This window comes from Chromobacterium sp. FG22 (assembly GCF_057809415.1).
The window spans coordinates 1-12,497 of record NZ_JBMDJX010000012.1 but is presented as its reverse complement, the minus strand read 5'-3'; the positions used below and the strand labels follow the sequence as shown (position 1 = coordinate 12,497).

The 12,497-nt window shown below is 70.4% G+C and carries 9 protein-coding genes; all 9 read right to left on the bottom strand.

Going from position 1 to position 12,497, the window contains the following annotated elements; genetic code table 11:
- Positions 1–57: 57 nt before the first annotated feature.
- Positions 58–3,513, bottom strand: coding sequence for a type VI secretion system membrane subunit TssM (tssM, locus tag ACODSD_RS13290; RefSeq protein ID WP_488877543.1), 3,456 nt, complete (start codon positions 3,511–3,513; stop codon positions 58–60).
- Complete coding sequence (icmH, locus tag ACODSD_RS13285; RefSeq protein WP_488877542.1) at positions 3,510–5,120, bottom strand: type IVB secretion system protein IcmH/DotU; 1,611 nt, start codon at positions 5,118–5,120, stop codon at positions 3,510–3,512. The genes tssM and icmH overlap by 4 nt, the downstream gene beginning before the upstream one ends.
- A 169-nt stretch (positions 5,121–5,289) precedes the next feature.
- Positions 5,290–6,651 carry a type VI secretion system baseplate subunit TssK gene (tssK, locus tag ACODSD_RS13280; protein WP_235088624.1) on the bottom strand — a complete coding sequence of 454 codons (1,362 nt, stop codon included), beginning with the start codon at positions 6,649–6,651 and terminating at the stop codon, positions 5,290–5,292.
- Positions 6,648–7,247, bottom strand: a complete 600-nt coding sequence (locus tag ACODSD_RS13275) for a type VI secretion lipoprotein TssJ (RefSeq protein ID WP_488877541.1) — start codon at positions 7,245–7,247, stop codon at positions 6,648–6,650. Before ACODSD_RS13275 ends, tssK begins: the two co-directional genes overlap by 4 nt.
- A complete protein-coding gene (locus ACODSD_RS13270) occupies positions 7,247–7,633 on the bottom strand; it encodes a DUF4150 domain-containing protein (protein WP_043593253.1) in 387 nt (128 codons plus the stop codon). Before ACODSD_RS13270 ends, ACODSD_RS13275 begins: the two co-directional genes overlap by 1 nt.
- Positions 7,634–7,644: 11 nt before the next feature.
- A complete protein-coding gene (locus tag ACODSD_RS13265; RefSeq protein ID WP_107800058.1) occupies positions 7,645–8,241 on the bottom strand; it encodes a DUF3540 domain-containing protein in 597 nt (198 codons plus the stop codon).
- Positions 8,241–9,320: a pentapeptide repeat-containing protein gene (locus tag ACODSD_RS13260; protein ID WP_486637206.1), complete on the bottom strand. Its 1,080-nt coding sequence runs from the start codon at positions 9,318–9,320 to the stop codon at positions 8,241–8,243. The genes ACODSD_RS13265 and ACODSD_RS13260 overlap by 1 nt, the downstream gene beginning before the upstream one ends.
- Positions 9,317–11,533 carry a DUF2169 family type VI secretion system accessory protein gene (locus ACODSD_RS13255; protein WP_227108456.1) on the bottom strand — a complete coding sequence of 739 codons (2,217 nt, stop codon included), beginning with the start codon at positions 11,531–11,533 and terminating at the stop codon, positions 9,317–9,319. The genes ACODSD_RS13260 and ACODSD_RS13255 overlap by 4 nt, the downstream gene beginning before the upstream one ends.
- On the bottom strand, positions 11,533–12,497 hold a 965-nt coding region (locus ACODSD_RS13250), incomplete at its 5' end, for a bacteriophage T4 gp5 trimerization domain-containing protein (RefSeq protein ID WP_488877540.1). The genes ACODSD_RS13250 and ACODSD_RS13255, both read right to left, overlap by 1 nt.

Genomic DNA, 12,497 nt, shown 5'->3' with positions numbered 1-12,497 from the left:
TGAAGCAAACGGCGGCAATGCTGCCCGGGACCGGCCGCGCCGGCCCCGGAGCCGTTGTCAGCCGCCTTGCGGACAACGGAAGGACTGGATCAGCCCGGACCACAGCGGCGACGGCGAGGACAGCGACTGCCACTCGATGCGCACCGAACCCAGGCTGCCCTGGTACAGACGCTCGCGGCGGTCCGCGGTCCCGCCCACGCCGCGGCCGGCGTCGAAGAAGCGGAACAGCGCCCACGGCCCGTCGTATTGCAGGGTGTTGACCCGGCCGTCCACCGACTTCATCTGCAGCCGTATCGCCAGCTTCTGGCTCTGGCCGTTCCAGTCGATGCGCTGCGGCGTGGTGGCGCCGTGGGCGAAGCGCAGGGTCTGGCCGGCCAGATCCAGTTGCACCTCGGCCAATTGCGGGTCCATGTCCAGGAAGCGCAAGACCGTGGGCACGCGCAAGCGTCCGCCGTCGTCCAGCATCGCGTCGCGGATGCGGCTGGCGCTCTCGTAAGCGCCTATCACGTCCGGGCTCAGCAGCGCCTGCTTGCCGCCGTCCACGCTGCGCGCCTTCCACGGCGCGACCGAGGTGTCGACATAGGCGGCCAGATGCTCGCGGAAATACACCGCCATCGCGCCCTGCGGCGCGAACAGCCGCTCAAAACCCTCCACGCTGGCGTCCGCGCCGGCGCCGCGGCGGAACGGATAGCGTCCGGTCAGGCCCTGGTCGCAGGCGCTGCGCGTGGCGCCGGCCGCCCCCTTGTTGAGCACCGCCTGGGTCTGGCTGGAAGTGGCGGCGCTGCCGTTGTTGATCAGGTCCAGCATGATGCCGCGCACCGGTTCCGGCTGCAGGCCGGCGTCGCCGCGCAGCTTGGTGAACACATCGTATTGCGCCGGCAGCACCTGGCCGGTTTGCAGCGCGCCGTTGACCAGACCCAGCTGGCGGTACAGCGAATCGAACAGCCGCGCCAGCGGATTGCTGCCGCTGTTGTCGTTCTTCTCCAATTGCTTGGCGATCTGGCGCAAGGACTGGAAGTGCTCCTCCACCGCGTGTTCCGGCAGCAAGGTGGTCCGGTAGCGCTCGCCGTTGATCTCGCCCACCAGCGAGCGGCGGCTTTTCTCCAGCCGCGCCTTCTGGCGGTCTATCCAGCTGTCCATGCCGCCGTCGTAGTTTCCGGTCAACATGGTTTCGCGTCCGGCGAAGCGCAGCAGATTGGCCAGCGGGGACTGCGAGTTCATCATGGACGCCGCCAGTTGCGCGGCGTCGTCCAGGCCGGTGACGGAGCGCACGCTGACATTGGCCAGAAAGCTTTGCCAGGCGGTGATGTAGTCCTGCAGATACTGGTTGCGGGCGCTGTCGGCCAGCTTCTGCACCAGGCTGTCGATTTCAAAGCCGTTGCCGCGCAGCGGTTCGTTGCGCAGCACCCAGCTCTGCTCCTCCAGCATGGCGCGGGCGCTGGTTTCCAGCCGCGGCAGGAAGGCGTCGACATAGCCGGCGCGGGTGTACCAGCCGGAAACGGCGCTGTCGGTGTCCGGCACGTTGTTGCGCATGCGCAAGCTCATCGCGGAGCCGAAGCCGGCCGCGCGCGCCAGCGAGATGTCCTGAATCTGCGCCGGCAAGCCCTGCTCCCGCACATGGTTGAGCACCCGGGTCACCACCGGAATCTGCGAGGCGCGGGCGCGGGCCGTCTGCACCAGATTGGCGTCCTCCGGTGCCGCCGGCAGGCCGGGCAGCGCGATCAGCGCGCGCGCGTCGGCAATCAGCATACGCCGGTCCTCGTCGTTGTACTGGCCTTCGGACAACGCCTCCCAGCGCCCGGCGATCCAGCGCTCCACCGCGTCGGCGGAGCGGTATTGCGGCCGGCACAGCATCAAGTAAACCTTGAGTGTCAGGAAGATGTCGCCGGGGCTGCCCTCGGTCTGCGCCAGCAAGGTGCGTTTCACCTCGTTGTACAGCTCTGGCATCAGCGTTTTCTGCAGATGGCGGTGATAGGTGGCGGTGGCGGTTTCGGCCACGCGGCGGTGCTCGAAATACGGGGTTCTCATCCCGCGCTCGGCGCTTTCCGCCTGAGCCTGGGCGTAACGCATCTGCGCGGCCACCGCCAGCAGCGGCGATCCGGCGCTGGGCGCGCTGCCGGCCTGTTCCCGCGCCAGCGTCTTGCCCTCGCTGAACTGGGCCCAGACGTATTCCAGATAGTTGCGCTCGGCGAAATAGCCCCAGGCCACCCAGACCAGCAGGCCCAGCGCCAAGGCCGGCAAGGCCGCCCAGCGCAGCGCGTTCAGCAGGCGACGCTTGCGCGAGGGCGGCGCGGGCGGGGCCGGCCGTTCCCGCGCCTGGCGTTCGGCCGCGGTCAGGTTCTGCTCCATCAACTGCCGTTCCACCGCCACCTGGCGCAGCAAGGGCGTCCACAGCTCGCCCAGCGGCCGCGTCGCCGGTTCCGGTCCGTCGATTTCGATGTCGGCCACTTCCGCCACCGAGCCCAGCCACAGGCCGCGCAGATGAGCCGCGTCCTCGTCGCCGTCGCGGGCGAACAGCGGCGGCAGCAGGCCCTGCAAGGCCTGGCGCAGCCGGCCCAGCGCTTCCACGAAGCGCAGCTGGGCGTGGTTGGCCTCCACCTCGCCGGCCAGGGGCGCGGCGAACTGCACCTGGCGCTGCACTCTTTGCTCCAGGCTGTGCAAGGCCGGCGCCCAGGCGCCGGCGGCGTCCGCGCCGGCTTCCAGCGGCAGCGGGAAGCCGATGCCGCGCGCCCAACGCTCCGGCCGCATCTGGTTCAGCATCGCCAGCGCGCCGTCCAGCCGGTCCGCCCCGGTCAGGGCCAGGTAAACATTGGGGGTGCGGCCCAGGCCGTCGCGCAGCTTGAGCAGGCGCTGGCGCAAGGTGGCGGCCATTTGCTGACGGCGTTTGGACGCCATGGAAATCAAATCGTCGCCGCCCACGCACAGCACCACGCCGCTGACGCTGACCTTATCGCGCAGGGCCGCCAAGCCGGCCAGCAGCTTGTCCCAGGCGGCGGAGGCCTCCTGGTCGTAGCCTTCGCCGACATTCCACTGGCCCTGGGTGTCCAGCCACACCGCGTCCGAAGACAGGCGGAAATCCAGGCCCAGGCCCTGCCCTATCGCCGTCGCCGGCGCCGCGCCGTCGCGCAGCGTCCAGGACAGCAGGCTGCTTTTGCCGCTGCCGGCGGCGCCCAAGAGCAGATAGCACGGCAGCGGCGCGCCGCCGCGGCGGCTCAGCTGGCGCTCCAGTTGCTGCAAGGTGTCGCTGATATAGTCCGGCGGGCCGGGGTCCGGCTCCGGTTCCGGCGCGGGTTTGGGCGCGCGTCGGAAGGCGCGCGGCGCGGCGGTCAGCCGGCCCCACAGCCAGCTCAGCAGCGGCCAGAAGCCCCAGATCAGCGCCGCCGCCGCCAGGATGTGCCGCAGCAAGGCCCAGCCCAGCGGCCGGTAGACGCCGATGGAGATCAGCGGGCCTATCCACCAGATCGCCAGCGCGATCAAAAGCGCGATCAAGACGCGCATGCTTTGCCGGATCATGGTTGTTGCTCCTTATAGCCGGGCTCCAGCGGGCTGGGGCCGTTGGCGATGCCGACGCCCGGGGCCAGCGCCAGCGGGGCCGGCGTCTGAGCGCTTTGACCGGGCGCCGCGCCCTTGGCCGCGTCCGCCACTTTCCACAACACGTCGACGCGACGGTTGCGCTCATAGGCGGCCGGCGTTTGCGCCGCGTCCAGCGGCGCGCTGTCGCCGCGGCCGGAGGAATCGATGCGCCGCGCCACCGCGTTGTCGGGCGCTTGCGCGCCGCCGGGAATCGCCGTCTGGCGCAGGGTGTCCGCCACCGAGCGCGCGCGCGCCTCGGACAGGCGCTGATTGCTGGGGAAGGCGCTGGTCTGGATCGGCTGGCGGTCGGTATGGCCTATCACCTCCAGATCGCCCGGCCACGGCGCGAAAGCCTGGCCCAGCCGTTCGATGTTTTTCTGGAAGGAAGCCCTCACCTCGGCCTTGCCCACGTCGAAGGCGCCGTCGCTGCGGAAGACCAGCAGCCAGCCTTGCGGATGCTTATAGGCCACCAGCCAGCCTTCGGACAGCAGCTGCGGCAGCGGCGGCGGCAAGGTGGTGGCCAGATTGATGCTGCGCAAGGGCGGGGTCCAGGCCGCCAGCGCTTCGCGTATCGGCCGGCCCAGCAGGTCCAGGCTGATATTGGCCGCGCCGTAGGCCAGCGCCACCACGCCCAGCGCGATGGCGCCACCGCGCAGCGGGGTCAGCCAGCGCTGGCGCGGCGGGGCTTCGGGTTCCGGCGGCGGCGGCGGGGGCGGCGGCGCGATCAATTCCGCGCCCAGCGGCTCCGGCTCCCGCTGGCGCCAGATCGCCGCGTGCAGCTGCGAGCGCAAATCCTGCAGCAGCGCCTCGCCGCGATCCAGCACCCGGTAACGGCCTTGCCAGCCCAGGGCCAGCACCAGTTCGTACAGCTCCAGCAAGGGGGTGGGCGACGGCTCGTGGCGCAGCCAGCGCTGCAGGTCGGCGAAGGCGTCTTCCCCGCCCCAGGCGTCGTCGTGGAACTCCACCAGCAGGCTGCGCTCGCCGTCGTAGGGCTGTTGGCCGGCGCCGCGCGCCGCGTCGTTGCAGACCTCGTCCAGATAGGTGCACAGCAGGTAGGAAGCGTCCTGGGCCTGTTGCCACTCGCAGCCGGAGGCCGCCAGGCGTTCGCGGTAGAGCTTGAGTTCCAGGCCCAGCTGGGCGCGGATCTGCGCCTGGCTCTCCGCCGCGCCGCCTTGCAGCCGCTGCAATTGCAGCACCGCGGGCAAGGCGTGGGAGATGAAGGGATTGTCCCATTGCGCCTGTTGCAGGCCGGCCTTGAGCAGGCCGCCGCGCGCGCCGGAGCGCTGATAGATCACCGGCGCGTCGTCGGGCTCGGCCTGCGCCCTGCCCGCGCCCGCCGTCGGCGGCGCGGCGGGCGGCAGCGCCAGCGGCAAGGCGTCCAGCGTCTCAGGCTCCGGCTGGGCGTCCAGCGTGGACACTTGCTGGCCCGGCATCAGCAGCGGCAGGTTTTCCAGCCGGCTGCGCATCGCGCCTTCCAGCATGCCGCTGTTCAGGTGCGCGGTGGAGGCCCGGCGAAAGATGGAGGAAAAATTATGCAGCAGATTCATTTAGGTTCACTCTTTCGGCTATTGGGTTTTGAACCTGTTTACGAGCTTGCGAGCTAAGGCGAGACAAGGCGAAAACGGCTGAGAAAGCGGAATGTACGGTTGGTACATGAGCATTTCGAAGACGTTTTCAACGCCGTATCGCCGACGCGCAGCCGATCGTAAACAGGTTCTAAGCGACCTTGCCTTCGCGCAACCCCCAAGCCTCAAACCTCAAGTCCTGGAAGTCCCCGACGATGCGCAGCGCCAGCGCCGAGCCGGCGAAGGCCTGCGCCCAGAACGGGTCGCTGGATTCCACTTCGAAATACACGCTCTGCGCGTAGTACGGCACCTGGCGCGGCGGATTGGGCGCGGGGATCAGGCGCGCGCCCGGCAATTGCAGGTCCACCAGTTTCTGGATCTGCTCCACCGCGCCCAGCTTGGCCTGCTGCGGCAGCAATTGGCGCAGCTTGTCCGCCGGCATCGCCGCGGAGAAGGCGAACACCATCTTCTGCAGCTTCCACTGGCGGTCCACCACGCAGACGTGGACCTGGTCGCCGCGGTCCTCGAACTTCAGCGGCAGCACCGGGGTTTCGATCACCCTGGCCAGCGCGTAGCGCAAGGTGGCCGCCAGCGGCTCGAACCCGGCTTGCAGGTCGTTGTGCTGATAGACGAACTGCCGCTCGGCCAGGGCCTCGTCCACGCCGGGCAGCACGCTGAGGCGGCCCAACAGGCCGATCAGCTCCTGGAACAACAAGGCCGGCGGCAGCGGGTCGAAGGCGTCCAGGTGGGCCAGCCGCATCCGGTATTCGGCAATGCCCTGGCGCAGCATCAGCTCCACCAGATCGGCCAGGCCGCCGCCGGCGGACAGCAGGCGCAAGCCGGCGCTGCCGGCCAGCCGCACTTGCAGCGTGCTTTGCAATTCCTCGATCAGCGCGCGCAGCGTCTGGTGGGCGCGGCTGTCCAGCAGCGGCGGGATGAAGCGCGGGTCCAGCAGCAGGGTCAGCGCGCTGCTGCGCCCGGCCACCCGGGCGAAGGGCAAGGCGGTTTCATCGGCGCGCAATTGCGATTGCCAGCACAGCCGCGTCATCATGCGGCCGGTTTCCAGCGTCAGCCGCCGCGGCGAGCCCGGCGCGTCCAGGCCCACGCTGAGGTCGGGCACTTCGGTGGCGGCGGCGTGGTAGCGCGCGGCGGCCGGCGCGTCGCCGAAGGCCATTTCCGGGCCGCCGCAGCCGGCGGCCGGCAAAGCCAGGCAGGCGATGTCGCCGGCCTGGGCCTCCGAGGTGTCCAGCGGCGCCGGCAAGGGGTCGTGCGCCGGCAGCGCGAACGGGGTGCCGTCCGGCAGCACGCCTTCGGCGGCGCGCAGGCCCAGCCGGCCCAGGCCCAGGCCGTCGCTGTCCACGTCCAGCCGGAAAAAGCCCCAGCCGTGGTTGGAGGTCTGGCGCATCCGCAGGCCGAACTGATGGGCCAGATGGCGTTCCTGCTGCTGAAAATGCTGGGTTTCTATCAACATGCCGTCGCTCCAGGCGACGGGTCCTACCGGCAAAGCGCTCATGGGCTTTCCTCCAGATGGGCGATGGGCGCCTTGCGCGTTTTGCGCCAAGGCTTGCGGCCGGGCTTGGCCGGCGGCGGCGACGCGGCGGGCGCCGCCGCGGAGGCGTCCGCCGGCAAGGGGGCGGGCCGCAGCGCGTCGACGATGCGGTTGCGCTCCAGCAGCACCGCCAGATGGATCAGCTGACGGCCGTCCACCCGGATGCGCAGCGGCGCGTAGCCGGGCGGCTTGCTGGCGAAGTCCGCGTCCGCCAGCAGCCAGACCGGGTCCGAGCCGGAGGCCGGCAGCAGCACTTGCTGCACCTGATTGGGCGCCACCACGTGGCGGGATTCGGCCGCCACTTCGCGGCCGCGCTGGGCGCAGCTGGAATCCTCCAGCCCGGCCGGCGGCAGCCAGTTGGCCTCCCGCACCACGTACAGGCAGACCTGCACCGGCCGCGGGCCGCCGCCGCTGTTGTTCAGCTGGCCGCCGCCCACCAGGGTGACGTGCAGCTGGCGCGGCCCCTCGTCGCTCCGCGAGGAGAACAGCGAGGAGCAGCCCGCCAGGCCGGCCAGCGCGCACAGCAGCAGCGTGCGCCGGACAAAGGAGAAGGAGGTCATTAGCTCAAGGTCATGGTGATGGTCTGAGAAGGAGCCACCGTCTGCCCGGCGGTGTTCTGGTTATTGGGCAGATTGGTGTCGGTCAGCCGCGTCTGCGGCGCGCCCTGGATCAGCACCTTGCCGGAGCCGGTCACGTGGCGGGACAACGCCGCCACGGTGCCGGAAGCCACGCCGCCCATCGAACCGCCCTCGTCGCCGTGGGTCATCGGGATGATGGTGTTGAGGTTGTGCACCGGGCCGCCGGCGTAAATGATGGTCGGCACATTGGGCACCGCCTCCGGCTTGTTGGCGATATTGGCGTAGGTGGACGGAATCCCCAGCGGCGGGGTCTTGCAGACGTCGGAGGCCGCCAGGGCCATGCCGCCCGCGGAACAATTGGCGAACATCGCGATTCTCCTCAAGCTACGTGGATCTGGCCGGCGTCCAGCTTCAACAGCGAAGCCGAACTCAGCGCCGTGCTCTTGGCGTGCAGCCCCATGTGGCGGTCCGCGTGCAGCAGCAGGCTGCCGCAGTGCGCGGCGTCGGTGCCGCCGATATGGGTCTGCCGCTCCTGTGCCGCGGTGGCGATGGCCTGGGCGCGGCTGTTGAGCTGCCGGCCGTTCAGGCTCAGTTCGCCGTCGGCGCACAGATGCAGTTCGGCGGCGTGCAGCTGCACGCTGGCCGCGCCCAGTTCCAGCCGGCAGACGCCGCCCGGCTGCGGGCGCTCCAGCACGGCCAGCACCCAGCACCCCTCTTCCGACGCCGCCAATTGCACCAGATCGCCGCGCTGCGGCCTCACCAGGCAGCTGAAGGCGGCGCGCGCCTGGCGCAGCGCGCCGGTCGGCAGCCGGACCAGCCATTCGCCGTCTCCCTCGCCTTGCGCGCACACCCGCGCCGGCAGCCATTCCTGGCTGGGGCGCGGCGTCGGCGCGGCCACGCGCAGCGCGCGCAGCACCGGATCGGATTCGGCCGGGGTTTCAGCCCAGGCCAGGGCGCTCTCTTGCATCCATGTCATCATGCGGCTCCTCTAGGTCCGGGCTGCGCCTGTTGCCGCCAGGCCCGGTCTTGCTCAAGTTTGCTATCGTCGAACAACGCGCCGGCGGTGTCCGCCGCGCTCCATGCGCCGCGCGGCTGGCCTATCAGCCTGCCGCCGCGGCAATCGCAGCCGGACAGCTTCACCGACTGCAGCGCGGCGCCGCTGGCGTCCAGCCCGCGCAAATTGGCGCCGGACAGATTGACCTGTTCCAGCCGCGCCTGCCGCAGCGACAGCCGCGGCGCGCTCAATTGCTCGAAGGCGCAGTCCTCCAGCCGCGCGCCGTCGAACAGGGCCTGCTCCAGATCGGCCTCGCGCGCTTGCACCCGCCGCAGCCGGGCCTGGTCGAAGCTGGCGCCGGCAAGACGGCTGGCGCGGATGGCGCCGCCGTTCCAGACGCTGTGCGACCAGGCCGCCTGGCGCAGCTCGCAGTGGTCCAGCGCCATATGCTCCAGCTCGCAATCTATCCAGCGCGCGTTCAGGCCCCGGCAGGCGCTCAGCGCCACGCGCCGCGCCCGGCTCTGGCCGTGGATGAAGTTGCGCAGCTCCGCGCCTTCCACGCTGAAACCATCCAGCTGATTGCGGATCCAGGCGCTGTCCGACCAGCGCCCGCCCTGCAACTGCCACTCGCGCAGCCGGCAATCGACGAAGGAGCCGTGCGCGCTGTGCACATCGCTCAGCCGCCAATCGGCCGCGTCCAGCTCCACGCAGGAAAAGTCGCGCTGCCGCCCGCCGCGCCACTGGGCCCCGGACGCGCTCACCCGCTGCCAGCCCACCCGTTCCAGTTCGCATTCGTCCCAAACGCAGTCGATGAACTGGCTGTCGGCGCAGCCCAGCTCGCGCCAGACGCAGCGTTCGAAACGGTTGGCCTCGAAACGGCAGTTGACGAAGCGGACCTCCTCGAAGCGGCACCGCTGCCAGTGAACGCCTTCGAAACGGCAGTCGATGTAGACGGCGCGGTTCAGCGTCGCCGCCGGCGGCGCGTCGAAACGCAGCCCCTCCACCACCGCCGGCAACTGCCCGGCCAGCTCCCGCAAGACCTCCTCTCCCGCCGCGCTCATGGCGCCCTCCTCGGCCAGTCCTGGCGTCCGGTTTCCAGATTGCCTCTCCAGCCGCCGCCGGACGGCGGCCGCATCCAGGCGGTTTTGGCGTCGATCAGATTGCAGCCCTCCATCCGGCTGTCCTCCAGGCTTGCGCCGTAGAACAGCGCGTCCTTCAAGGCGCAGGCCTCGAAGCGGGCGCGCGTCAGATCGGCGTGGGTGGCGTTGAGGCCGTCCAGCGCGCAGCCCCGCCACAGCGAATCCGGCGCCCGCAGCCGCTGAGCGTGCAGTTGCGGGCAGGCGCAGTGCTCCATCCGCAGCTGCGCCGCGTCCAGCTCCTGCCAGCTGCACGACAGCAGTTCGCAGTCTTCCAGCCGCGCCTGGCGCAGCGAGCTGCCGTGCGACACCACGCCGAAGCGTTGCTGGCAGCGCTGCCAGACGCTGGCGGACAGATCGGTGTCCAGCGCGCTGAACTTCAGCAGCCGGCATTGCCGCCAGCCGCTGCGCGGCAGCTGGCATTCCACCAGCCCCAGGCCGTCGGCCTGCAGGCCGGTGAAGCGCCAGTCCTCGGCCCGCACCCGGCACCAATTGACCTGATCCCAGCGCAGCTGGCCGATCCGGCCGCCGGCGCCGCCCTCGCCCTGCACGGTGACCGCGCGCCAGGCGCCGCCGTTGACCGCGATGTCGTCCAGCCGGCAATCCTCTATGCCCAGCTGCGCCAGCTCCACGCCGTTCCAGACGCTGGCGCCCAGATTGCAGCGGTTCAAGCCGCCGCCGCTCCAGCGCACCGCTTCCAGCACGGCGCCGGCCAGCGAGCAATCGACGAACTGCACCTGCTCCAGCCGGCATTGCCGCCAGCGGCCGTGATCCAGCTTGCAGCGTTCGAAGCGGACCTGGTTCAGTTCGCGGCCGTCGATGACCAGGCCGCTCAGATCGGCGTCGCGTATGGTCAGCTCGCTCCAGGGGCCGCGCTCGCTTTGCAGCCGCGCGCGCCAGTCTTCCTCGTCGGCCGCCGCCTGCGGCAGGCCGGCCAAGGCGTTTTCATTGGCGCGGACAAAGGACTGCAGCCGGCTTTGCGCCGCCTGCGCCTCGCGCAAATCCTCGCGGTTCTGTTCCAGCCGCGCGCGGATCTCGGCGCGATCGCGCGGCGGCGGCGCGAAGCGCGGATGGTCGGCGGAGTCCAGGATCTGTTCCCAGACCCAGCCGCGCGCGGGATCCGGCATCAGCGCGTGATCGGCCAGCAAGAGCGGGTCCTGGTCGTCCAGCCGCGCGCGGCGCTCGGCGAAGGCGGCAAGCTCCGCCGGCCGCTCCGGCTCGGCGGCGTCCTTGAAGCCCAGCGCCAGCCGGCCGACGCTGTCGTCCAGCACGTAATCCAGCGGCAGGAAGCCGTTCCACCACATCACGCCCAGATCCGCGTCCGGCAGCAGCCATACGGTTTGCAGCCTCAGTTCCGGGCGCTCGTCCAGCGGTCCGTCGCCGCGCCCGGCCAGCAGCAGCGGCCGCAGGGCCGGCAAGCGGCCCTGAAGCTCGCCGCCGCGAAAACCGCTGAGCGCGTACGGCGCTTGCGCCGGCCAGCAAGCCTGCTCCGACCATTGGTCCGGCGCCGCCTGCTGGAAGAAGCGCAGATCGGTGGCCGCCGGCCAGCCCATATGGCTGCCGTCCTCCGCCATTGCCTGCGGCGAGCCGGCGAAGCGCGGCTGCCATTGGCGGCGTTCCGGCCAGTCGCTGCCCAGCGGCCCCATCGCCGCCAGCGGCGCCGGGCTCACGCTCAGGCCGCGGACCCGTTGCAAGGGCGGGGCCGCGTGGCGTTGGCCGAAAGGGTTTTCGCCCTGCAGGCCGGCGGCGGCCTGACGCGGGTCCAGCGCCAGGCTGGCCTCGGCGCGGCCGCCGTCCACGCGCGGCCGCGCCCGGCAACTCGCGATCTTGCGCACGCCGCCCAGCTCGGCCTCGGCCAGCCAGTCCAGCGCACCGGCGCCGGCCGCCGGGCCACGATAATGCGCGCTGCCCAGCAACAGCCATTCGGCGCGCAGCTTGGGCATGGCCGGCTCGAACAGCGGCAGCGCCGGCTCCGCGGCCTTGATCGCCTCCCAGCACGCGGCCTCGTGCGCCAGGATGAAGGGATCGCTCAGGCGGAAGCCGACGCCGACGCCGACGCGCAACATGGCTTGAGCGCCGATCTGGGTGCGCGACGAGGACACGAGCGCCGCCTGGGGTTTGATATGACGCAAGGGCATCAGCTTTTGACCTCCATGCCGACTTTTTTCAGATCCACGCCGGTGTCCGAGTAGGACGCGCCGGTGTAGGAGTATTTGAAACCGGTGGTGGAGTTGCTGAAGCCGGTGCTGCTGACCTCAGACCCCACCGAACTGATGCTGGAACCGGTGGTGGACATCTTGCTGCCCACCGCCTTGGTCTCGGAACCCGTCATCGAGGTATCGCTGCCCACCAACTTGACCGAAGCGCCGGTGGTGGACACCGAACAGCCGGTGACGCCGACGTCGGACCCGGTGGTGGACATCTTGCTGCCGGTCACGCTGGTGGACGAGCCGGTGGTGGACATCGAGGTGCCGGTGATGCTGACCGAGGAACCGGTGTCCGACATCGAAGTGCCGGTCACGCTCTTGGAGGTGCCGGTCACCGACATCTTGCTGCCGGTGACGCTGGTGGAGGTGCCGGTATAAGAGGACGACACCCCGGTCATGCTTTGCGACATGCCGGTGGCCGACACGCTGGTGCCGGTCATCGAGGTGGAAATGCCGGTCATGCCCTGCGAGGTGCCGGTCACCGAGGTGCGCGTGCCGGTCAGGCTGGTGGACACGCCGGTAAAGCTGGTGGACACCCCGGTGAAACCGGTCGAAATGCCGGTGAAGCTGGTGGACACGCCGGTAAAACCGGTGGACACCCCGGTAAAGCCGGTGGAGACGCCGGTGAAGCTGGTAGACGCCCCGGTGAAACTGGTGGACAGGCCGGTGAAGCTGGCCGACACCCCGGTGAAGCTGACCGACAGGCCGGTGAAGGACACCGACACCCCGGTGAACTTGATCGACGCGCCGGTGACCGAGGTCGACGTGCCTTTCACATCGATGTTCTGGTCCTGGCCCACCGCCTCCGAACTATTGCGCTCGGTGGTCTGCTGCATGTCCCGCTCGGCGTGCACCATCACCCGCTCCGCGCCGCGCTGGTCGTCGAAGGTGATCT